This is a genomic window from Nonomuraea sp. NPDC052116 (genome assembly GCF_040680035.1).
In the GTDB taxonomy this organism is placed as follows: Bacteria; Actinomycetota; Actinomycetes; order Streptosporangiales; family Streptosporangiaceae; genus Nonomuraea; species Nonomuraea angiospora_A.
Genome location: NZ_JBFAWA010000020.1, coordinates 9646 through 31420, shown reverse-complemented (window position 1 = coordinate 31420; position 21775 = coordinate 9646). Strand labels below are relative to the sequence as shown.

24 protein-coding genes are annotated in these 21775 nt (G+C 69.7%); 18 read left to right on the top strand and 6 right to left on the bottom strand.

Features of this window, described 5'->3' with window-relative positions; genetic code table 11:
• Positions 1 to 54: 54 nt before the first annotated feature.
• The gene (locus AB0L65_RS33770) at positions 55 to 693 is read right to left on the bottom strand and encodes a sigma-70 family RNA polymerase sigma factor (protein ID WP_350739779.1); all 639 of its coding nucleotides are present in this window, start codon (positions 691 to 693) and stop codon (positions 55 to 57) included.
• Between the two features lie 178 nt (positions 694 to 871).
• Here AB0L65_RS33770 and AB0L65_RS33765 point away from each other — a divergent pair, with 178 nt between their 5' ends.
• Complete coding sequence (locus AB0L65_RS33765; protein ID WP_364253623.1) at positions 872 to 2359, top strand: antibiotic biosynthesis monooxygenase; 1488 nt, start codon at positions 872 to 874, stop codon at positions 2357 to 2359.
• On the opposite strand, the gene AB0L65_RS33760 is transcribed toward AB0L65_RS33765, so the two are convergent.
• A complete protein-coding gene (locus AB0L65_RS33760; protein WP_192789467.1) occupies positions 2349 to 2585 on the bottom strand; it encodes a glutaredoxin family protein in 237 nt (78 codons plus the stop codon). The genes AB0L65_RS33765 and AB0L65_RS33760 overlap by 11 nt on opposite strands.
• A 115-nt stretch (positions 2586 to 2700) precedes the next feature.
• Here AB0L65_RS33760 and AB0L65_RS33755 point away from each other — a divergent pair, with 115 nt between their 5' ends.
• The 7 genes from AB0L65_RS33755 (at position 2701) to hemL (ending at position 10289) form a co-directional block, all read left to right on the top strand.
• Positions 2701 to 3378, top strand: coding sequence for a redox-sensing transcriptional repressor Rex (locus AB0L65_RS33755; protein WP_350739785.1), 678 nt, complete (start codon positions 2701 to 2703; stop codon positions 3376 to 3378).
• Positions 3375 to 4631 carry a glutamyl-tRNA reductase gene (locus AB0L65_RS33750; protein WP_364253620.1) on the top strand — a complete coding sequence of 419 codons (1257 nt, stop codon included), beginning with the start codon at positions 3375 to 3377 and terminating at the stop codon, positions 4629 to 4631. Before AB0L65_RS33755 ends, AB0L65_RS33750 begins: the two co-directional genes overlap by 4 nt.
• A complete protein-coding gene (gene hemC, locus AB0L65_RS33745; RefSeq protein ID WP_364253617.1) occupies positions 4631 to 5542 on the top strand; it encodes a hydroxymethylbilane synthase in 912 nt (303 codons plus the stop codon). The genes AB0L65_RS33750 and hemC overlap by 1 nt, the downstream gene beginning before the upstream one ends.
• 35 nt (positions 5543 to 5577) lie before the next feature.
• Positions 5578 to 7083: a bifunctional uroporphyrinogen-III C-methyltransferase/uroporphyrinogen-III synthase gene (locus AB0L65_RS33740; RefSeq protein WP_364253614.1), complete on the top strand. Its 1506-nt coding sequence runs from the start codon at positions 5578 to 5580 to the stop codon at positions 7081 to 7083.
• Between the two features lie 39 nt (positions 7084 to 7122).
• Positions 7123 to 8106, top strand: coding sequence for a porphobilinogen synthase (hemB, locus tag AB0L65_RS33735; protein ID WP_363976763.1), 984 nt, complete (start codon positions 7123 to 7125; stop codon positions 8104 to 8106).
• 203 nt (positions 8107 to 8309) lie between these two features.
• The gene (locus AB0L65_RS33730; protein WP_364253611.1) at positions 8310 to 8939 is read left to right on the top strand and encodes a bifunctional DNA primase/polymerase; all 630 of its coding nucleotides are present in this window, start codon (positions 8310 to 8312) and stop codon (positions 8937 to 8939) included.
• A gap of 60 nt (positions 8940 to 8999) precedes the next feature.
• Positions 9000 to 10289, top strand: coding sequence for a glutamate-1-semialdehyde 2,1-aminomutase (hemL, locus tag AB0L65_RS33725; protein ID WP_364253608.1), 1290 nt, complete (start codon positions 9000 to 9002; stop codon positions 10287 to 10289).
• On the opposite strand, the gene AB0L65_RS33720 is transcribed toward hemL, so the two are convergent.
• Positions 10286 to 11146: an EamA family transporter gene (locus AB0L65_RS33720; protein WP_364253605.1), complete on the bottom strand. Its 861-nt coding sequence runs from the start codon at positions 11144 to 11146 to the stop codon at positions 10286 to 10288. The genes hemL and AB0L65_RS33720 overlap by 4 nt on opposite strands.
• Positions 11147 to 11330: 184 nt before the next feature.
• On the opposite strand from AB0L65_RS33720, the gene AB0L65_RS33715 reads away from it, so the two are divergent.
• From AB0L65_RS33715 to ccsB, 6 genes are all read left to right on the top strand, one after another.
• Positions 11331 to 12251, top strand: coding sequence for a LysR family transcriptional regulator (locus AB0L65_RS33715; RefSeq protein WP_364253602.1), 921 nt, complete (start codon positions 11331 to 11333; stop codon positions 12249 to 12251).
• Between the two features lie 54 nt (positions 12252 to 12305).
• Positions 12306 to 12944, top strand: a complete 639-nt coding sequence (locus AB0L65_RS33710; RefSeq protein WP_363976749.1) for a histidine phosphatase family protein — start codon at positions 12306 to 12308, stop codon at positions 12942 to 12944.
• A gap of 71 nt (positions 12945 to 13015) precedes the next feature.
• Entirely contained in the window at positions 13016 to 13582 is a 567-nt protein-coding gene (locus AB0L65_RS33705) for a TlpA disulfide reductase family protein (protein ID WP_350739812.1), read from the top strand.
• Entirely contained in the window at positions 13575 to 14297 is a 723-nt protein-coding gene (locus AB0L65_RS33700; protein ID WP_350739815.1) for a cytochrome c biogenesis protein CcdA, read from the top strand. The genes AB0L65_RS33705 and AB0L65_RS33700 overlap by 8 nt, the downstream gene beginning before the upstream one ends.
• Complete coding sequence (locus AB0L65_RS33695) at positions 14297 to 15859, top strand: cytochrome c biogenesis protein ResB (RefSeq protein WP_364253599.1); 1563 nt, start codon at positions 14297 to 14299, stop codon at positions 15857 to 15859. The genes AB0L65_RS33700 and AB0L65_RS33695 overlap by 1 nt, the downstream gene beginning before the upstream one ends.
• Complete coding sequence (gene ccsB / locus AB0L65_RS33690) at positions 15849 to 16805, top strand: c-type cytochrome biogenesis protein CcsB (RefSeq protein WP_364253596.1); 957 nt, start codon at positions 15849 to 15851, stop codon at positions 16803 to 16805. Before AB0L65_RS33695 ends, ccsB begins: the two co-directional genes overlap by 11 nt.
• A 5-nt stretch (positions 16806 to 16810) precedes the next feature.
• Here ccsB and AB0L65_RS33685 read toward each other — a convergent pair whose 3' ends face one another.
• Positions 16811 to 17101: a PLD nuclease N-terminal domain-containing protein gene (locus AB0L65_RS33685; RefSeq protein WP_185069979.1), complete on the bottom strand. Its 291-nt coding sequence runs from the start codon at positions 17099 to 17101 to the stop codon at positions 16811 to 16813.
• 414 nt (positions 17102 to 17515) lie between these two features.
• On the opposite strand from AB0L65_RS33685, the gene AB0L65_RS33680 reads away from it, so the two are divergent.
• Positions 17516 to 18298, top strand: coding sequence for a hypothetical protein (locus AB0L65_RS33680; RefSeq protein ID WP_364253593.1), 783 nt, complete (start codon positions 17516 to 17518; stop codon positions 18296 to 18298).
• 10 nt (positions 18299 to 18308) lie between these two features.
• Positions 18309 to 18551: a hypothetical protein gene (locus AB0L65_RS33675; RefSeq protein ID WP_350739826.1), complete on the top strand. Its 243-nt coding sequence runs from the start codon at positions 18309 to 18311 to the stop codon at positions 18549 to 18551.
• 136 nt (positions 18552 to 18687) lie between these two features.
• Here AB0L65_RS33675 and AB0L65_RS33670 read toward each other — a convergent pair whose 3' ends face one another.
• Positions 18688 to 18909 carry a BldC family transcriptional regulator gene (locus tag AB0L65_RS33670; RefSeq protein ID WP_026214226.1) on the bottom strand — a complete coding sequence of 74 codons (222 nt, stop codon included), beginning with the start codon at positions 18907 to 18909 and terminating at the stop codon, positions 18688 to 18690.
• Positions 18910 to 19166: 257 nt separating this feature from the next.
• Here AB0L65_RS33670 and AB0L65_RS33665 point away from each other — a divergent pair, with 257 nt between their 5' ends.
• The gene (locus AB0L65_RS33665; RefSeq protein WP_350739829.1) at positions 19167 to 19385 is read left to right on the top strand and encodes a DUF4229 domain-containing protein; all 219 of its coding nucleotides are present in this window, start codon (positions 19167 to 19169) and stop codon (positions 19383 to 19385) included.
• Here the strand turns inward: AB0L65_RS33665 and AB0L65_RS33660 are convergent.
• Positions 19382 to 20587, bottom strand: coding sequence for a hypothetical protein (locus AB0L65_RS33660; protein WP_350739831.1), 1206 nt, complete (start codon positions 20585 to 20587; stop codon positions 19382 to 19384). The genes AB0L65_RS33665 and AB0L65_RS33660 overlap by 4 nt on opposite strands.
• A 107-nt stretch (positions 20588 to 20694) precedes the next feature.
• Here AB0L65_RS33660 and AB0L65_RS33655 point away from each other — a divergent pair, with 107 nt between their 5' ends.
• Positions 20695 to 21411, top strand: a complete 717-nt coding sequence (locus tag AB0L65_RS33655; RefSeq protein ID WP_364253590.1) for a demethylmenaquinone methyltransferase — start codon at positions 20695 to 20697, stop codon at positions 21409 to 21411.
• The last annotated feature ends 364 nt before the right edge of the window (positions 21412 to 21775 follow it).

Below are 21775 nucleotides of genomic sequence, written 5' to 3'. Positions count from 1 at the left end.
CTCCCTGACTGATCCGGCAGTGACATCTGACTAACGAGATGCGGATGGGGGAAGTTACGCCAGATCGTGCTTAAGTGCCCTGGCCAGCGCCCGGACTGCACGGAACTGCAGCGCTTTGATCGCTCCACTCTTCTTCCCCATGATCAGCGCGGTTTCCGCGAGCGAGAGGCCGTGCAAAAAGCGCAGGACCACACACTCCTGCTGCTCGGGATTGAGATCTCGTACGGCACGCAGCACCCTGTCGTTGATGATCGCGTTGACCACGGCGTTCTCAGGGATGTGCGAGCCGTCGAGCGGTACGTCGATGATCTCGCCCGTCGGGATCTCCAGCCGGTAGCGACCGGACTTGAAGTGGTCGGTGACCAGGTTTCTGGCGATGGTCACGAGCCACGCGCCGAAGTCGCGTCCCTGCCACGTGAAGTCGCCGATCCTGCGCAGCGCGCGCAGGAAGGTCTCGCTGGTGAGGTCCTCGGCTAATTGGTGCGATCCCACCCGGAAGTAGATGTAGCGGTAGACAAGATCCACATACCGGTCGTAGAGCGTGCCAAAGGAATCGGTGCAGCCACTTTTGGCGTGCAGCACCAGCGTGCGAATGTCGTCGGGCACTTCTTCGCGCACGGCGGGCTCGCCCGTCCGGGCAGGCACAGCGACCGTTGGCGCAAGCAGCCCGGCGAACGGTGACGAGTCAGGCATCCGGTATCCCTAGGGGTAAGGGGTGCGGCGTGCTCGAACACTCTAGAAATCAACCGGAAATTCCACAATCCACAGCGTGCTGGCATGACTAGGCGTAATCGGCAGATACCGTGTCTCCCGACCCGTTCCCTCTTCGGCTACCGGTCTGGGAGGTTCGTCCGGCAGCATTGGAGTCATCATGGAGATCCTCGTTGCCGTCATAGCTTTCGCCGGTGCGCTCCTGGCCGCGATCGCGGTGGGCGCCCTGATTCAACGACTTCGCGACGAGCCTGAGGGGTGGTTGATCGCCTGGACCGTTGCAGTCGTGTCTCTTTGCCTGTCACTGGCCGTGATCGGCATCGGCTACGTCTTCGGGTTCGGCTCGGTCACGTTCCGGATCTACCAGATCACGGGATCGCTGCTGGCGCCGCTCTGGCTGGCCGTCGGCATGGTCCAGCTGCTGGGGGAGAAGGCGCCGCCGAGGTTCCTCGCGTGGCTGATCGGCATCGCCCTGACGATCGTGTCGGTGGCCATCCTCATCTTCGACCCGCTCAAGAGCGAGGAGATGGGCAAGTCGCTGCCGACGGCCGCCAACTTCTGGGCGATCATCCCCGACAAGCTGCTGCTCGGCGTGCACGTCGTCGCCGTCCTGACCATGCTCGGCATGCTCGTCGTGGCGGGGATCAAGTGGCGCCAGGGTGACGAATACGACACCGACAACCTGCACGCGTCGGCGGTCATCGTCCCCTCGGGGATGGCGCTCGTGGGCGCGATGAGGTTCACGGTGCCGGCGCTGTTCACCACGGCGCTGCTCGCCGTCGCCGCGGCGGCCGTCTGGTACACCGTGCTGCGGCCCCTGGCGCCGTACGAGGACGACGACGAGGACGATTTCGACTCCGACCGCGACGAGCGGCCTTCGCGCCGGGACGATCGCTCTCAGCGTCGCGAGGAGCGCGCGCAGCACCACGACGAGCGCCCCATGTTCCGCGACGAGGCGCCCATGCAGCCCCCGCCGGGCCCCAGGGGCATGCCTGAGCCCGTTCCCGGCGGTCCCGGGCTCCCGCCCTCCCCACCGCGCAGGTCGTCGGGCCTGGGCGATCTGGTGGCCGAATACCGCGCGGGCGACCAGGGGGTCGACTACGCCGCGCGCATGTCACCGCCGCCCGACTCGGGGCCCTCGACCGGCTACATCATGAACGGCGCGCCGCCCGCCGCCCAGGCGCCGCCGCAGCGCCCCGACTTCGCGATGCCGGGGACCGGCGCGGTCTACCCGGGCGCCGAGCTGTTCTCGCCCGCCCCGCAACATCAACAGCAACATCAACAGCAGCAGCAACAGCAGCCCGGCTCCGGCAAGCCCTCACCGACCATCTACGGCCTGCTCACCGTCTTCACGATCATGGACGGGGCCGGGGAGGCGTTCGACCGGCTGGCCGAGGCGACCGTCGAGGCCGTGCGCCGCGGCGAGCCCGACACGCTCGTGTACGCCTGCCACGCGGTCAAGTCGGCCCCCCTGCAGCGCATCGTCTACGAGCTCTACCGCGACGAGGTCGCCTACCGCGACCACCAGCGCCAGCCCCACGTCGAGAGGTTCGTCAACGAGCGGCAGGCGATGGTGCTGGCCACCAACGTCATCGAGCTCAACGTCAACGCCGCGAAGGTGGTGCCGCTCCCGATGGTCACGTACTGAGGGCCGCCCGCAGGCGGGTCTCGTCGACCCGCCAGAAGTCGTGCTGCACGCCGTCGATCAGCGTGACCGGGATCATCTCCCAGTACTTCTCCTGAAGCTCCTCGGAGGACTCGATGCTGATCTCCTCCCACGGCACCCCGAGCTCGCCCGCCACCTTGGCGATGATCTCTCGCGCGTCCTCACACAGGTGACAGCCGGGCTTCCCGAGCAACGTGATGCGATGCATAGCCACACGCTACCGCCGCGACTTTGTGCATCGGTTCACAAAGGGATTAACCTGAAAGACGGTTCGATTCCGTTCACGCGGTCCCCACACCGCCCGTCCCCTGGAGCTCCGGCACGTGAAGAGCCCGTCCCAGCCCCGTGACCGCGGCATACCCGAGGCGACGGTCGCCAGGCTTCCGTTGTACCTCCGGGCGCTGCACGGGATGGCCGAGCGGGGCATCGCGACCGTCAGCTCCGAGGACCTGGCCGTCGCCGCCGGCGTCAACTCGGCCAAGCTCCGCAAGGATCTGTCACATCTCGGCTCGTACGGCACGCGCGGCGTAGGCTATGACGTCGAGTATCTCGTCTACCAGATCTCCCGCGAGCTCGGCCTGACGCAAGACTGGGCGGTCGCGATCGTCGGAGTCGGTAACCTCGGCCGCGCGCTGGCCAACTACGGCGGCTTCGTCTCCAGGGGCTTCCGCGTCGCGGCGCTCGTGGACGCCGACCCCGGAGTCGTGGGCGACACCATCGCGGGGTTGAATGTTGAGCACATCGACGAACTGGAAGCCGTCATCAAGCGGCGTGGAGTCTCGATCGTGGTTCTGGCGACACCGGCGGCAGCGGCGCAGGAAGTGTGCGATCGTGTGATTTCCGTGGGCGTGACCAGCATCCTGAACTTCGCCCCAGTTGTGCTTTCCGTCCCGGACGGCGTCGATGTCCGTAAAGTCGACCTATCTATCGAACTGCAGATTCTCGCGTTCCACGAGCAACGCAAGGCTGGGGGGCCACTCATGGCGGTGGACAGTCAATGAGTGTTCTGGCTATCGGACTCAGTCACCGGACCGCTCCGGTGGCGCTTTTGGAGCGCGTCTCGATCACGGGTGACGCGCTCGCCAAACTCCTGTACGACGTGCAGCAGGATCCCTGCGTCGCGGAGGCCATGGTGGTCTCGACCTGCAACCGGGTCGAGGTCTACGTCACGGTCGACCGCTTCCACGCCGCCGTCACCGCCGTCAGCGGCCTGCTCGGCGTCCACTCGGGCGTCCCGGTCGAGGAGCTGACGCCGCACCTCTACGTGCACTACGAGGAGCGGGCCGTCGAGCACCTGTTCTCCATGGTGTGCGGGCTCGACTCCATGGTCCTGGGCGAGGGCCAGATCCTCGGCCAGGTCCGCCAGGCGCTCAAGCTGGCGCAGCGCCACGGCACCGTCGGCGCCACCCTCAACGAGCTGGTCCAGCAGGCGCTGCGGGTCGGCAAGCGGGCGCACCACGAGACCGGCATCGACAAGGCGGGCGCCTCCCTCGTCTCCGCCGGCCTGGCCCTGGCGGGCGACCTGGCCGGGCGGCGGGCGCTGGTGGTCGGGGCGGGCTCCATGAGCTCGCTGGCCGCCGCCACGCTGGCGCGCGCCGGGGTCACCGACATCGTGGTGGCCAACCGTACGTACGAGCGCGGCGCGCGGCTGGCCGAGTCCGTCGGCGGCCGGGCGGTGGGCTTCGCCGCCGTGGCCGACGAGCTGGCCGGGGCCGACATCGTCATCACCTGCACGGGCGCCGGGCGCCACGTCATCACGCCCGACATGCTGAGCCGGCCGGCGTTCCTGCTGGACCTGGCGCTGCCGCACGACATCGACCCGGGCGTCCGGGCCATCCCCGGCGTTACGCTGGTGGATCTGGAGACCATCCAGGAGTCCGGGATCGGCTCCCGCGGCGGCGACGCCGTCGAGTCCGTCCGCGCGCTCGTGGCCGAGGAGCTGCGCGCCTACCTCGACGCGGAGCGGGCCGCCAAGGTCACCCCGACCGTGGTGGCGCTGCGCAGCAAGGCGGCGAGCGTGGTCGAGTCGGAGCTCGGCCGCCTGCTCATGCGGGTGCCCGACCTCGACGAGAAGGCGCGCGACGAGGTCGCCATGACCGTGCAGCGGGTCGTCGACAAGCTGCTCCACGAGCCCACGGTGCGTGTCAAGCAACTCGCCACCTGCCCAGGCGGCGATCATTATGCGGAAGCGCTGCGTGAGCTGTTCAATCTCGATCCGAAGATGCCCGAGGCCGTGAGGGAGGTGGAGCTGTGATGTCGGGAGCTCTGCGGCTGGGGACCCGCCGCAGTCTGATGGCGACCACGCAGTCCCAGATGGTGGCCGACGCCTACACGCGGCTCACCGGGCGCGCGATCGAGCTGGTGGGCATCACGACGTTCGGCGACGTCACCAAGGCCCAGATCGCGCAGCTCGGCGGCACGGGCGTGTTCGTCAGCGCGCTGCGCGACAAGCTTCTCGAGGACGAGGTCGACTTCGCCGTCCACTCGCTGAAGGACCTGCCGACCAAGCAGGACCCGCGCTTCACGCTGGCGGCCATCCTGGCCCGGCACGACCACCGCGACGCGCTGGTCGGCCCGCACAAGTTCGCCGACCTGCAGCCCGGCGCCAGGGTCGGCACCGGCTCGCTGCGCCGGATCGCCATGCTCAGCGCGCTGCGGCCCGACCTGGAGTACGTCCCGATCCGCGGCAACGCGGACACGCGTATCGGCAAGGTAACCTCAGGTGAGCTCGACGCGGTCGTGCTGGCCTCGGCCGGCCTGACCAGGATCGGCCGTGACGCCGAAATCGCACAGATCTTCGAGGTGGAGGAGTTGCTGCCGGCTCCCGGTCAGGGCGCGCTGGCCGTGGAGTGCAGGTCCGACAGGGCCGACCTCATCGAGTTCCTGAGTGTTCTCGACGACCCGCGCACGCGCTCCGCGGTGACCGCCGAGCGAGCCGTGCTGGCGGCTCTCGAGGCCGGTTGCTCCGCTCCGGTGGGTGCTTTCGCGGTCGATGACGGGCACACTCTGAACCTGACCGCCGTGGTCGTCGCCGTCGACGGCCGCACGGCGGTCCGCAAGTCCGCCGCCGGCTCTCCTTCGGAGGCTGCGAACCTGGGCCGCCTCCTGGCTGCCGAGATGATCGCCGAAGGAGCCGACAGATTGATGGGGGAGCATTCCCATTGAGCTCCGATAGTCCAACCTCCGGAATCGTCGCGTTCGTGGGCGCGGGTCCCGGTGATCCCAACCTGCTCACGCTCCGCGCCGCCGAGCTGCTCGCCAAGGCCGACGCCGTGGTGCTCGGCGACGAGGCCCACCGCCCGCTGCTGCGCCACTGCCGCGAAGGCGTCGAGGTCGTCGAGGACGATCTGGTCAAGCGGGCCAAGCACGGGCAGCTCGTGGTGCGCCTGTGCGAGGGCGACCCGATGCTGTTCTCCTCGATCACCGAGGAGGTCGCGGCCTGCGCCGCGGCGGAGGTGGACTTCGAGATCGTTCCCGGCGTGCCGCCCGCGACCGCCGTCCTCACCTATGCGGGCATCCCGGCCGCGAGCGCCGTCCCCGAGTTCCGGGTCGTGGACGCCGCGCAGGACCAGGACTGGGCCGCGCACGCCGCCTGCCGCGGCACCCTGGTGATCTACAACGGCATCGGCGACGCCGTGGCCATCGGCAAGGCGCTCATCGCGGGCGGCAAGCCCGACACCACGCCCGTCGCGGTCAGCAGCGGCGGCACCACCACCGAGCAGTACACCGTCGTGTCCTCGCTCGGCCGGCTCCAGCCCGACCTCAAGCACGCCGGGTTCACCGAGCCGGCGCTCATCGTGGTCGGCGAGGCCGTGGGGCTGCGTGACAAGCTGTCGTGGTTCGAGACCAAGCCGCTGTTCGGCTGGCGGGTGCTGGTGCCCCGCACCAAGGAGCAGTCGCGCAGCCTGTCCGAGCAGCTCGTCGCGTACGGCGCGGTGCCCGAGGAGGTGCCGACCATCTCGGTCGAGCCGCCCCGCACGCCGCAGCAGATGGACCGCGCCATCAAGGGGCTCGTCACGGGCCGCTACGAGTGGGTGGCCTTCACCAGCGCCAACGCGGTCAAGGCGGTGCGCGAGAAGTTCGAGGAGTACGGCCTCGACGCACGGGCCTTCGCCGGGCTCAAGGTGGCGGCCGTGGGCGAGGCGACCGCGCAGGCCCTGGTCGAGTTCGGTGTCAAGCCCGACCTGCTGCCGTCGGGGGAGCAGTCCTCCGAGGGGCTGGTGGCCGAGTGGCCGCCGTACGACTCGATGCTCGACCCGATCAACCGGGTGCTGCTACCGCGGGCCGACATCTCCACCGACACGCTGGTGGCCGGGCTCACCGAGCTGGGCTGGGAGTGCGACGACGTCACCGCGTACCGCACCGTGCGGGCCGCGCCGCCGCCCGCGCCCGTCCGCGAGGCGATCAAGGGCGGCGGCTTCGACGCCGTGCTCTTCACGTCCTCGTCCACCGTGCGCAACCTGGTGGGCATCGCGGGCAAGCCGCACAACGTCACGGTGATCGCCGTCATCGGGCCGCAGACGGCCAAGACGGCCGAGGAGTTCGGGCTCCGGGTCGACGTGATGGCCGACCAGCCGTCGGCCTCCGCCCTGGCCGCCGCGGTGGCCGAGTACGGGGCCAAGCAGCGCCAGGCGGCGCTGGCGGCGGGCGACACCCCGCGCCGGCCGTCGCAGAACCGCCGGGGCGCCAGGAGAAGAGCCAGGTGAATTCTTAGTCTTCGCGTTCTCGCGATTGAGGAGTGGCGTATGACCGCGCAGTACCCTGTGGCCCGGCTGCGGCGGCTGCGTCGCAGCCCCGCCCTGCGCCGGATGGTGGCGGGCACCAGGTTGCACGCCGCCGACCTGATCCTGCCCGCCTTCGTCAAGGAGGGCCTCGCCGAGCCGCACCCCGTGGCCTCGATGCCGGGCGTCTTCCAGCACACCCGCGACTCGCTGCGCAAGGCCGCGCACGAGGCGGCGGAGGCGGGCGTCGGCGGGATCATCCTGTTCGGGATCCCCGCGGTGAAGGACGCACGGGGCTCGGCCGCCGACGATCCCGACGGGATCCTGCAGGTGGCGCTGCGTGACGTGAACGCCGAGGTCGGCGACGCGGTCGTGGTCATGGCCGACACCTGCCTCGACGAGTTCACCGACAACGGGCACTGCGGGATCCTCACCCCGTCCGGCGATGTGGACAACGACGCCACGCTGGAGCGCTACGCCTCGATCGCGGTGGCCCAGGCCGCCGCGGGGTCGCAGATGGTGGCGCCGAGCGGGATGATGGACGGCCAGGTGGGGGCGATCCGCTCCGCCCTGGACGGGGCCGGTTATGAAAATGTCCCGATCTTGTCCTATTCGGTGAAGTACGCGTCCGCCTTCTTCGGGCCGTTCCGCGACGCCGCCGAGTGCGCGCCGCAGTTCGGCGACCGCAGCACCCACCAGCAGGACCCCGCCGGGCCGCTGGAGGAGGCGCTGCGCGAGGTCCGGCTCGACCTCGCCGAGGGCGCCGACGCCGTCATGGTCAAGCCGGCGGGGGCCTACCTCGACGTCATCACCCGCGTGCGTGACGAGGTGGACGTCCCGGTGGCGGCGTACCAGGTGAGCGGCGAGTACGCCATGATCGAGGCGGCCGCGGCCAACGGCTGGGTGGACCGGGACCGCATGATCACCGAATCGCTGGTCGCGATCAAGCGCGCCGGGGCCGACATGATCCTCACGTACTGGGCGACGGAAGTGGCACGGCGCATCTGATTGGCGAGCTTCCGCTCGCGTGCCGCGATGGATGTCCTCGCTACGCTGCGGATCCATCGCGGCCAACCAAGGGGTTTCCCGTCAACTCGTGGGGCGTGTGCGTTAGAGTGCGATGACAAGTGCTGGTGTGTCCCGCGTGGCGCGTATGGCTGCCCGGAGCCGGGACCTCTTCAGGCACTGTGGGGACTCGACGGGAGACACCAATGGTGGGGGTACCACTGGCTCGGCGTACCAGAAAACGGTCGCGGCCGACACGCATCGGCACCGTGCTCGAATACGCCGCCATGGGGTGGCCCGTCGTGCCGGGGGCTTATCCGCTGCGTCACGGGCCACGCGCCTGCTCCTGTGACCGCCTCGGCTGCCCCGACCCGGGTGCCCATCCGCTCTCACCCGCCTGGCACCTGCAGGCCACGACGGACACGGCGCTGCTGACGCGCTGGTGGCACGCCGAGCCCGAGGCCAACGTGATCCTGCCCACCGGACGCGTGTTCGACGTCTTCGACGTACCGCTCGCCATCGGCCTGTCGGCCCTCACCCGGATCGACAACGCCGGAGCACACCCGGGCCCGGTCGCCGCCAACGGCGACCGGGTCCTGTTTTATGTGGCCACGCGGGGCAATCCGGAGGACGAGGACGAGTGGTGGTCGTGCCAGCTCGACTGCGACCCTGCCACCATCGACGACACGCCGGGGCTGCGGTGGCACTGCCGCGACAGCTACGTCCTCGCGCCCCCCTCGACCCTCCCCACGGGGCAGCCCGTCTCCTGGCTCCGGCCCCCCAACGGGCAGCCGCTGCCCGACCCGCTGCGCATCCTGGAGTGGCTGGCCGACTGAGCGCGGCCCTCGTGGTGCCCGCTCCGGAGACCGCTGTGTGTCCCGGCTAACCTGGGTCGGGTGAGCCGTACACAGAACTCCGAGGACCTGTTCGCCCGCGCCCGCCGGATCGTGCCCGGGGGTGTCAACTCGCCGGTGCGCGCGTTCGGCGCGGTCGGCGGGACGCCGCGCTTCATGGTCTCCGGCCAGGGCCCCCACATCACCGACGTCGACGGCAACCGGTACGTCGACCTGGTGTGCTCCTGGGGCCCCATGATCCTCGGGCATCGGCACCCCGCGGTCGTCGAGGCCGTGTCCGGGGCGGTGGCCCACGGGTTCTCCTATGGCACCGCCACCCCCGGCGAGGTGGAGCTGGCCGAGGAGATCGTCTCCCGGGTGGCGCCGGTCGAGAAGGTGCGGCTGGTCAGCTCGGGCACCGAGGCGACGATGAGCGCGGTGCGGCTGGCCAGGGGGTTCACCGGGCGGTCGAAGGTGATCAAGTTCGCCGGGTGCTACCACGGGCACGTCGACGCGCTGCTGGCCGCGGCCGGGTCCGGGGTGGCGACGTTCGGGCTGCCCGACACGCCGGGCGTGACGGGGGCGTCGGCGGCGGACACGATCGTGCTGCCGTACAACTCCATCGAGGCCGTCGAGGCGGCCTTCGCGGAGGCGGAGGTCGCGTGCGTGATCACGGAGGCCTGCCCGGCGAACATGGGGATCGTCCCGCCCAAGGACGGGTTCAACGCGCGCCTGCGCGAGCTGTGCACGGCCCACGGCGCGCTGCTCGTCGTCGACGAGGTGCTGACGGGGTTCCGCGTCTCGCCCGCGGGCTGGTACGGCCTGGAGCCGGTGGAGGCCGACCTGATGACGTTCGGGAAGGTCATGGGCGGTGGCCTGCCCGCCGCGGCCTTCGGGGGACGGGCCGAGGTGATGGCCCTGCTCGCGCCCGAGGGGCCCGTCTACCAGGCCGGGACGCTGTCCGGTAACCCGCTGGCCTGCGCGGCCGGCCTGGCGACCCTGCGCGCCCTGGACGCCGAGGCCTACGCGCGTGTGGACGCCGCGGCGCTCGCCGTCGGCGACGCGGCCTCCGAGGCGCTGTCGGCCGCCGGGGTGCCGCACCGGCTGCAGCGGGCGGGCAACCTGTTCTCGATCTTCTTCACGGACGCCGAGGTGACGAACTTCGCCGAGGCCAAGACGCAGAACACGGCCGCGTTCACCGCGTTCTTCCACGCGATGCTCGACCAGGGTGTCTATCTGCCGCCGTCGGCGTACGAGGCCTGGTTCCTGTCGGCCTCCCACGACGAGGAGGCGCTGAGCCGCGTGGCCGAGGCGCTGCCCGCGGCGGCGAAGGCGGCTGCCGCCGTGCTCTAAGGGGCGGTGGCGAGTGCGCGGCGGGGCTTCGTGCCCGCGTACAGGACGCCCGAGATGACCAGGGCCGCCGCCACCAGCTTCGGCCAGGAGATCGGCTCGCCGGTCACCAGTGCCGCCGACGACATGCCGAACACCGGCACCAGCAGCGTGTACGGCGCCACCGTGGAGGCGTCGTACCGGCGCAGGAGCCAGCCCCAGACGCCGAAGCCGCAGAGCGTGGAGACGAACGCCACGTAAAGGAGCGAGAGCCAGCCCTCAGCGGCCGGGTCGAGCACCGGCACGCCCTCCAGCCAGAGCGACAGGAGCAGGAGCGGGATCGCGGAGAAGGCGCTCACCCAGACCATGAAGCGGAACGAATCGGGCGGCGCGGCCTTGCGCTGAACCACGTTGCCGAGGCCCCAGGCGGCCGCTGCGGCCAGGCAGAGGGCGAAGGCCCCGAGCGGGCCCGACACCCCGAAGTCGAGCGCGACCAGGGCCAGGCCGCCGAAGGCGACGCCCAGCCCGAGCACGCGGCGGGCGGTGAGCCGCTCCTTGAGCAGCGTCACCGCGAACAACACGGTGAAAATTGCCTGCGTCTGCAGGACGAGTGAGGTCAGTCCGGCCGGCATGCCCGCTCGCATGCCCACGAGCAGGACTCCGAACTGGCCGACCCCGATGGTGGCCGCCACCCCCGCGACCCAGCGCCACGGGACTCCCGGGCGGCCGGCGAACAGCAGGGCGGGGAACGCCGCCAGGGCGAACCTGATGCCCGCGTACAGCAGCGGCGGGAAGTGCCGCAGGCCGGCCTGCATGACCACGAAGTTGAAGCCCCACACGGCGGCGAGGCCGATGGCTAGGGCCAGGTGGCGGGACCGCACTCAGCGAGCGGGCTTCTCGTAGCGGATGCGCTGGTCGCGGGCCTGCTCGGCCAGGACCTTGAGGTAGGACACGGAGCTCGGCTGCTGCTTCTTCGTCTTAAGGATTCTCATGCATCTATTTTCATCCGCTACACATTCAACGACAAGCGAGACTTTCTACGCTAAACCATTTAGGATGACTTACATGTTGGACTTGAACCGGCTCAAGGCCCTTCATGCGGTCCATGTCTACGGGTCGGTCGGCGCGGCCGCCGACGCGCTCATGGTCACGCCCTCGGCGGTCTCCCAGCAGATCGCCAAGCTGGAGCGCGAGACCGGCGCCAGACTCATGGAGCGCAACGGGCGCGGCGTGCGCCTCACGGACGCGGCAGGCCTCCTGGCCGAGCACGCCGAGCGCATCCTCGCCCTGGTCGAGACCGCGGAGGCGGACTTCGAGGCGCTGCGCGGCGAGGTCGTCGGCCGGCTGAACATCGCGGCCTTCCCCACCGCCGTGCGCGGCCTCATGCCCGGCGCGCTCGCCTCGCTCCGGGAGCGCCATCCCGACCTGTGGGTCCAGCTCAGCGAGCGCGAGCCGGAGCGGGTGGTGCGCGAGGTCTCCAGGGGCGAGCTGGACCTGGGCGTCATCCAGGACTGGCTCAACCGGCCCATGGCCCTGCCCGAAGGCCTGTCCAGGGCCACGCTGCTCGACGACGTGGCCGACATCGCGCTGCCCGCCGACCACCCGCTGGCCCACAGCAGGGAGTTGGAGCTCGCCCAGCTCCGCGACGACCATTGGATCAGCGGGTCTCCCGGCACCGTCTGCCACGACTGGCTCGTCTTCACCCTGCGCAACGCCTCGGTGGAGCCCGTGATCGCGTGCATGGCCGACGAGTACCCGACCCAGCTCGCGCTGGTGGCGGGCGGGCTGGGGTGCGCGATCGTGCCGCGGCTCGGCCGGGACTGCGTGCCGGACGGCGTGCGGCTCGTGCCGATCATGCCGCGCCAGACGCGGCGCATCTACGCCGTGTGGCGCACGGACGCGGCGCGCCGTCCCGCGATCAGGGCCATGGTGGAGGCGCTGGCCGAGGCGAGCAGGAAGCAGGAGAACGCCTGGGCCGTCAACTGAGCCGCCGGGCCTCACGCTGCTCATAGAGGGGGAGCGGATAGGCTGGGCCACACCATGGCTGAAACCACCGTCGTCCACCTGCTGCGCCACGGCGAGGTGCACAATCCCGCCGGCGTCCTGTACGGCAGGCTCCCGGGCTACCACCTGTCCGAGACGGGGAAGCTCATGGCCGAGACGGTCGCCAAGGCCGTGGGCGGCCGTGACATCGTCGCCATCTACAGCTCCCCGCTCGAGCGCGCCCTCGAGACCGCGGCGCCCCTCGCCGAGAAGCTCGGGCTCGACGTCGTCCAGGACGAGCGCCTGATCGAGGCGGGCAACCTGCTCCAAGGCCGCCCGGTGGGCCAGGGCCTGGCCATCCTGCGCAACCCGCGCAACTACCGCTATTTCTGGAACCCGCTGCGCCCGTCCTGGGGCGAGCCGTACCCGTCGATCGTCAGGCGCATGAAGTCGGTGATCGACGACGCCAGAGCGGCCGCACGCGGGCACGAGGTGGTGCTCGTCAGCCACCAGCTCCCCATCTGGACGATCAGGTCGGCCGCCGAGGGCCGCCGGCTCTGGCACGATCCGCGGCGCCGGCAGTGCGCGCTGGCGAGCCTCACCACCCTCTCCTTCGACGGCGACCGCCTCGTCAGCATCGGCTACAGCGAGCCGGCGGGGTCGCTTCAGACCGGTCCGTCCGTTCCCGGGGCCTGATGTCCGGAGCGAGGGGGCTCGCCGGTAGAGTTGCAAGCTCTACCGGTTGTAGTACAAGGAGATCTTCCTCCGTGCGCGCCAAGTCCATCTCTCTCGTCCTCCTGGGTCTGCTGGTCGCGGGCTGCGCGGGCAATCAGGGCGGCCAGCCGCAGGCCGGCGACACCCGTTTCGTCGCCGGCGACGGGAAGATGCAGGTGTTCGACGCGGCCGATCGCAAGGCCGCGCCCGCGATCCAGGGGCCGACCCTCGACGGGGCCACCGCCTCGCTGGCCGCGCACAAGGGCAAGGTCGTGGTGATCAACTTCTGGGCGTCGTGGTGCGGGCCGTGCCGGGCGGAGGCGCCGGTGCTCAAGGAGGTCGCGGCCAAGACCAAGGCCGGCGGCGTGGAGTTCATCGGCGTCGACTTCAAGGACCGCCAGGCCGACGCGCTGGCGTTCGAGCGCACCGAGAAGACCGGCTACCCGCACATCTTCGACCAGCCGGGCAAGGTGGCGCTGGCCTTCCAGGGCACGGTCCCGCCGGCGGCCATCCCGTCCACCCTGATCATCGACAAGCAGGGCAGGATCGCCGCCAGGGCGCTCGGCGCGGTCAAGTACACCGACCTGCTCAACACCGTGACCAAGGTGCGCGATGAGTGACGTCGTGGCCTCGGGCTCGCTGCTGCTCGCGGTGCCGATCGCGGTGCTGGCCGGGGTCGTGTCGTTCCTGTCGCCGTGCGTGCTGCCGCTGGTGCCGGGCTACCTGTCGTACGTGACCGGCATGAGCGCCGACCCCAAGCGGGGGCGGCTGGTGCTGGGGACGGTGCTGTTCGTGGCCGGGTTCGGGCTGGTGTTCGTGCTCAGCGGGGCGCTGTTCGGCGGGCTCGGCTCGGTCATGCTGGGCCACATCGAGATCATCACGCGGGTGCTCGGGGTGCTGACCATCCTGCTCGGGCTCGCGTTCCTGGGGCTCGTCCCCGGGCTGATGCGCGACGTGCGCATCCACAAGGTGCCCGCCGCGGGGCTGGCCGGGGCGCCGCTGCTCGGCGTGGTGTTCGGGCTGGGGTGGACGCCGTGCATCGGGCCCACGCTGGCCGTCGTGCTGGCGCTCGGGCTCAACGAGGGCAGCGCCGCGCGTGGCGCCCTCCTGGCCGTCGCGTACGCGCTGGGCCTCGGGCTGCCGTTCGTGGGCGCGGCGCTCGCGTACAGCAGGGCCCTGCGCACGTTCCGGGCCATCCGCAAGCACTCGCGCCTGATCACCAGGATCGGCGGCGGCATGATGGTGGCCGTCGGGGTGCTGCTCGTGACCGGGCTGTGGGGAGAGATGATCGCTGCCATGCAGGGCCTCATCGGCGGATTCGTACCGGTGATCTGATGAGCGTCAAGGAGCTGGAGGAGAGGGAGCGGGCGGCGCAGCAGGCGGGGTTCGGGCTGATCGCCTGGCTGCGGTGGGGCTGGCGCACGCTCACCTCGATGAAGACGGCGCTGATCCTGCTCTTCCTGCTCGCGCTCGCCTCGGTGCCGGGCTCGCTGGTGCCGCAGCGCGGCGTCGACCCCGACAAGGTGGCGCAGCTCTACCAGAAGAGCCCCACGCTGGCCGAGTGGTACGACAGGTTCCAGCTCTTCGAGGTGTTCACCTCGGTCTGGTTCGCGGCGATCTACCTGCTGCTGTTCACCTCGCTGATCGGCTGTGTCATCCCGCGCGCCGCCACCTATCTGCGCGAGCTGCGCCGCAAGCCGCCGGCCGCGCCGAAGAACGTCTCCCGTCTGCCGCACTTCGCCTCTTTCGAGAGCGATCTGGAGGTCGGAGGGGCCGCCGCGCGGCTGCGCAGGCTGCGCTTCCGCGTCGTGACCGGCGACGGGTGGGTGTCGGCCGAGAAGGGCTACCTGCGCGAGACCGGAAACCTGTTCTTCCACGTCGCCCTGCTTGGCATTCTGTTCGCGGTCGGCTTCGGCTCGCTGTTCGGCTACCGCGGCAACGTCCTGGTCGTCGAGGGCGACGGGTTCGCCAACACGGTGGCCGCCTACGACCGGTTCATCCCGGGCAGCCAGGTCTCGGCCGAGTCGCTGGAGCCGTTCTCCTTCCAGCTGGAGGACTTCAAGGTCGCCTACCAGGTGACGGGCGAGAAGCGTGGCCAGGCGCTCGACTACACGGCCCGCCTCAAGGTCAACGACTCGCCGGGGGCGCCCGCCCGCGAGTACGACCTCAAGGTCAACGACCCGCTGGAGATCAACGGCACGCAGACGTACCTGATCGGCAACGGCTACGCGCCCGTCTTCAAGGTCACCGACGGCAAGGGGCAGGTCGCCTTCGAGGGCCCGGTGCCGTGCCTCATCGAGGCCAAGGGCACGATGACCTCGGGATGCGTGGTCAAGGTGCCCGACGCCGAGCCGTCGCAGCTCGGGTTCCTGCTGCAGTTCCTGCCCACCAGCGTGCCGCTCACGGACGGCACGTACGCCTCGGCCTTCCCCGGCTCGCTCAACCCCGAGGTGCAGCTCGTCGGGGCCTTCACCGGCGACCTGGGGCTGCGCTCCGGCCAGCCGCGGTCGGTGTACGAGCTCGCGCCGCCCGAGCTCATGAAGAAGCTCACCCCGCTGATCATGGGCAAGAGCGTCCCCAAGCCGCTCGCCGTCGGCCAGTCGATCGACCTGCCCAAGGGGGCGGGCAAGCTGGAGTTCGCCGGGGTCAAGGAGTGGATCACGCTCCAGACGGCCTACGACCCCGGGCGCATGCCGGTGCTGGTCTTCGCCGCCACGGCCGTCGTCTCCATCGCGCTGTCCCTGATGATCCGCCGCCGCAGGGTGTTCGTGCGGATCGGGAACGGCGTGGTCGAGGTGGGCGGCCTGACCCGTACAGAGGGCTCCGCGGCGGGCTTCGCCGAGGAGTTCGCCGACATCGTCAAGGTTCTATCCGCAGGAGAAAAGGATGTCCGCTGAGCAACTCGCGGAGCTGAGCGACCTTTTCGTCGTCGCCGCCGTTCTGCTCTACTTCTTCGCCATGGTCGGGTTCGCGATCGAGCTCGCCTTCGGCAGGTCCCGGCCGGACAAGGCGGCCGCCGTCGAGCGGTCCGAGGTCAAGCAGCCGGTCACGGTCGGAGCGGGTGGGGGGCCTTCAGCCGACGGCGTGGTCGCCGCCACCCCGGAGTCCAAGGAGCCGTCAGATGGGGGGCACAGGGCCGGCAAGGTGGCCCTGGTGCTCGCCTGGATCGGCTGGGCGGCCAACTTCGCCGCCATCGCCACCCGCGGCATGTCCGTGGACCGGTGGCCGTGGGGCAACATGTACGAGTTCGTGGTGGCCATCTGCTTCGCCGCCGTGACCGCGTTCCTCGGCACCCAGATCCGCTTCAACGTGCGCTTCCTCGGCGCCTTCGTGATGATCACGGCGGCCCTCGGGCTCGGCCTGGCGGTCAAGTTCTTCTACACGGCGGCCGGGCCCGTCGTGCCCGCGCTGGACTCGTACTGGATCGCCATCCACGTCACCGCCGCGATCATCGCCAGCGGCCTGTTCACGCTGGCCGGCGTCGCCGGAGTCCTCTACCTGGTGCGCGGTGACGGGATGTCACGCCTGCCCTCGCGGGCCGACCTGGAGCGGGTGGCGCACCGGGCGATCGTGTTCTCGTTCCCGCTGTGGACGTTCGCGGTGATCGCGGGGGCGCTCTGGGCCGACCGGGCGTGGGGCCGCTACTGGGGCTGGGACCCCAAGGAGGTCTGGTCGTTCATCACCTGGGTGGCCTACGCCGCCTACCTGCACGCCAAGGTGACGGCCGGATGGCGGGGCAGGGCCGCGACGATCGTGCAGCTGGTGGCGTTCGCCTGCCTGATGTTCAACCTGATCGGCGTCAACATCTTCATCAGCGGCCTGCACAGCTACGCCGACGTCTGATCGGCTCAGACGTCGTCGCCGCGCATGCGGCGGTCGAGGTCGCGCAGGAAGTCGGGGTCGTCGTCCGGCCCCTTGGGCATGCCCGGACCCGGGGGCACCGGCCACGCGGCGCGCGGGGCCCTCGGGCGGCCGCGCGCCATCCAGACGAGACCGCCGAGCACCGGGATCAGGACGACGATCAGGATCCACAGGGCTTTTGGTACGTTCCGAACCTCATCTTCCGGTGCGGTGACCACGTCGAACAGCGAGAAGAGCCAGAAGACCAGCAGCGCCAGGCCGATCAGTACACCTGCCATTCCTGAACTGTAAGCCATCCGCGACGTGATCGTGCTTCCCGATGTCCCGTTTCAGGTGACTAGGGGAAGACATGCGTCGTACCGTGGAGGCCGATGCGGCGAAGTCGCCGGACTCCACGGGCGTTGAGAGGTGCGATGGCCTTTTCTGACTCCAAGGCGTCTGGCGACAAGGGCCGTCATCGGCGCGGCCGTTGGTGGCGGCGCGGGTCCTACCTTTTCTCGCGGCGCGGCGAGGCGCCCCCCGACTCGGACCGTTCCGTCTGGTTCAACGCCCGTGAGAAGCCTTTTGAGAGCCGCGCGGAGGCCAAGGCGCGCAAGAAGCGCGGGCGGGGGCCCGACGTGCCCAGAGGCCAGCCTGAGCGACCCGGAGAGCGCGAGGGTTCGAGATGGCCGGGTAATGAGCGGGGTGAGCGGATGGCGTGGCCGGGCGACGAGGTACGACGGCCCTCCGAGACGAGCTGGGACGGGTTCTCGTTGCGCGAGCGTGGCGAGCGACTGCCGGCCGCCGTGGTCGAACGCCCCCGCTACACCTGGTACGACTTCGAGCTCGACGACCAGCCCAGGGCCCAGCCCAACCGGCCCGGCATCCCGTCCATGGGCGACGGCCTGCGCCACTGCGGCAAGCTGGAGTCCATCCTGCACCGCCAGTGGGACGCCAGGCAGGGCCCGCCGTCGGCGGACGTCGTACGTGCCGTGGAGAGCCTCGCCCGCCTGCCGGAGCGGCTGAAGGAGAAGCTCGCGGCCGGGCTGGAGGGCATCTACGTCGGCCGCGGCGGCGTGCCGGACCTCGACGACATGGGCTACTTACGCGGCGCCCCGCTCCCGTCGGGCCGCGCCACCTGGGACATCTGCGCGGGCGCGTACGGCGACCGGAAGATCGTCGTAGGTGACCGCCCGTCACCGACCCCGGACGTTATGATGCACGAGGTCGGCCATGCCATCGACGACATCGACTCGGCGTACGGTGGCTGGGTCTCCGACTCCCCTGATTTCGTCCGCCTCTACGACACGGCCATGCCGCTGCTGGCCTCGACGTTCCACCGCCAGGGCGGGGGGCTCGGCCGTAAGGAGTTCTTCGCCGATGCCTTCGCCGCCATCGCCTCCCGCCAGCGTCCGGCCCTCGTGGACATGCTCGGGGGAGACACGCGGATGGCGCTGGACATCATGCTCTTCTTCAACCGGCGCTACGGAATCTAGGTGATCGGACATGTACGTCATCCGGCTCGCGGACGGGACCCTGCGCGTGCCGCAGAGCCTGACCAGCGAAGACGGGCGTCTGATCGGGAACGCGTACGTCGAGGTGCTGCCCGGTGATCCGGACTACGACCAGTTGTTGCCGGAGGCGCTGACAGAGGAGGAACTGGCCGAGCGCCGCAACGAGTGGGAGAAGGAGAACGACGAACTGGAGCGTGAGTTCCTGGCCTTCAAGGCGCGGCAGGAGGACGCCTGAGGCGACCAGACAGGCGCCAACCACGGTCGGCGGTTGGCGCCGCCTCATGCTGCCGGACGGAAGTGTGGCCGAAAGCACGCGAACAGTGGGGCGCGCCGGCGGTGATCCTGCCGTCGCAGGATCACCGTCTGCACGGTCAGACGCGCGGGGACTCACCTGCCGGCCTGTCGGCCGTCAAAACGTCCTCGCCACGTAGAAGGGCGTGCACTTCCGACTCGCGGAACCGCCGATGCCCTCCGGGGGTGCGGATACTGCTGATGCGGCCTGCCGCAGCCCAGCGTGTAACCGTCTTTGGGTCTACCCGGAAGAGGGCGGCAACCTCTCCTGGGGTCAGCAGACGCTCGCTGCTACTCTCCACCAATCTCTCCCCCTCGCATCCCGCTTCCTGCCAGCGGGCGGACAGGTAACCAGTGTGTCGAGCGAAGCCTGATTTATCCGTGGTTTTCTGCAAAGATCACGGGTTGTTATCAGCTGACTGCCCGATTGTTATATGATAGAGCCTCTTTGGGGCTCTCGTGGGTGTTTCTTTACGAAACTCCCTGACTGGGAACAGTAGCATCGCTCGCGTTCGATGCGAAGAGCGACCGGTCCACGGGTCCGAGTAACCTCGAACCTGTGCCTCCTGTTCTCGTTTACACACTGTCGCGCATCGGCATCTTTGCGGTCACCCTCGGAGTGCTGTGGCTGCTCGGCCTGCAAAACCCGTTCGTGCTGATCCTGGTGTCTTTCTTGATCAGCGGCATAGCGAGCTACGTCCTGCTCAGCAAGCAGCGTGATGCCGTGAGCGAACGCATCAGCAACAAGATCGACCGGCCGAAGCCGCAAGACGACTAGGGCAGGGGGAACATGCCAATCCGGGCATGGTACTCCCGTCCGAGTCTGGTTGTGTCGCTACCGACAAGTAGTCCACTGCGATGCGCGTAAAACGCCTTCACACCGATGCCGCGCTCCCGTGTGGGATTCCAACTGAGGGCCATTCCCGTAGTCGGATGAATGGCGCTGATCCCCGGGCGTGAGACCGCTCCGGGGCCGGCGGAGTCACGCCCCTGCGGATTGTTCAGCCAGCGCTGATGTCCGCCGACGTAGACCGCCGCGCCCGTCACGGAAACCGCGTAGAGCGAGTCGCCTCCGGTGGCGTTCACCCAGGTCGGCCTGATGGTGGAGCCCTTGGAGTACGTCTCGAACCTGGCGGCCGTGTCGCACATCCCGCCCTTGGGGCCGCCGGTGGTGACGACCGCGAAATAGTGGCCGTCGGGTGAGAAGTCCAGGCCGCGCACGTACGAGGGGAACTCGCTCATGCACGGGCGCGCGTACGCCTCCGTCCGCCAGGGAGCGAGCCTGGCGGTGGGGCCGCTGATGTCGATGAGCCCGAGCTGCGGCCTGGACTGGCCGGCCAGCGTGGTGAACGAGCCGTCCACGGCGAGCCGGTAGCGGGTGGCGGCGATCGCGTAGACCTTCACCCTGGGCGTCAGCGAACCGCCGGGCGTGATGCCGAACGCCGGGTCGGCCGCGCCCGTCGTCACGTCGATCCTGGCCAGCGCGGTGCGCGGGCTGGTGAAGTCGCCGCCCACGTAGAGCTTCGAGCCCTGCCTGGCCAGCGTGGAGACCATGCCGCCGCCGATGTGCGGCGCGAAGCCGGTCACCAGCGTGCCGTCGGAGAGCTTGAGCCTGGCCAGCGACCTGGCGGGCGAGTCGTTGACGCCGATGAACTCGCCGCCGACGTAGACGGTGCCCTGGTCGCCGGCGGCCAGGCCGTACACGGGGCCGGGGACGATCGGCGCGAAGCCCGGCAGGACGCGGCCCGTGGTCAGGTTGTAGGCGAAGAGGTTGGAGCGCGGGTAGGCGGTGGTGCGGGCGGCGTCGCTCACCTCGCTGAACGAGCCGCCGACCACGACGGTGTCGCCGACGACCGTGATCGCGTTGACGATGCCGTCGAGCACGTGCGGGGTGTTGTCTACCGGGTCGGCCGAGACGACGCCGAAATGCGCCGTGGGAGCCGAGGCGATGATCGCCGCAAGGGCGACACGGGCAAGCATTCGCCAAGTTTTAGCAGACGTTCAGTAGTCTCGTAGTTACTTTCCGTTGAATGTCCGCGTTCATGGCCGCGGATACGGGCCCGGAGGGCCTCCCATAGTCTTGGCCTATGACGCGCGCTCAGTTGGACAAACAGCCGGACGAGGTCGCCGCGATGTTCGATCGCACCGCCCGGCGCTACGACCTGGTCAATGACGTGATCTCCCTCGGGCAGGTCAGGATGTGGCGCAAGGCGGTGGCCGCGGCCATCGACGCGGGTCCCGGGGAGCTCGTGCTCGACCTGGGGGCCGGCACCGGCACGTCCACCGACGCGTTCACCACGCTGGGCGCGCGGGCCATCGCGTCCGACTTCTCGCTGGGCATGCTCCGCACCGGCGTGCGCCGCCACGGCGGCAACGCGCTGTCGGGTGAGGGGGTGCCCTTCATCGCGGGCGACGCGCTGCGCCTGCCGTTCGCCGACGACTCGTTCGACGCGGTGACGATCTCGGTGGCGCTGCGCAACGTGCACGACACCCGGCAGGCGCTGCGGGAGATGCTGCGCGTCACCAAGCCGGGCGGCCGACTGGTGATCTTGGAGTTCTCCCACGTGACGTTCGGGCCCTTCGATCTCGTCTACCGCGAATATCTGATGAAGCTGCTGCCAAAAGTGGCCAAGGTGTTCGGCTCGAATGACGATTCCTATGAATATCTGGCTGAGTCGATCCGGGATTGGCCCGACCAGCGCACACTGGCCCGGACCATTCAGGACGCCGGCTGGGAGCGGGTCGCCTGGCGCAATCTCACGATGGGCATCGTCGCCCTGCACAGAGGGTTCAAGGCGGCGTGAGACCACACGCGACACACCGTTCCTCTTGGATCACAGAACAGCACCCCGACTGCCACTATGTACTGGAAAAGCAGTAGACTGCGGGCCGACAAGTTTGTGAAGGGGTTCACAAAGGAACGAAGGCAGCACACCACCCCCGAGGCCTTCGAGCGTGTAGGACAGGACAGTCCAGTGACCGTGCCAACAGCCACCCGCCGAGCGCAGGAGCTCGTCGCGAGAGAGCGACGAAGGAGCCAACGAGTGGCGAAGCGGGCGCGACCATGAGCCCCCGAGCGCAGGAGCTCGTCGCGAGAGAGCGACGAAGGAGCCAACGAGTGGCGAAGCGGGCGCGACCATGAGCCCCCGAGCGCAGGAGCTCGTCGCG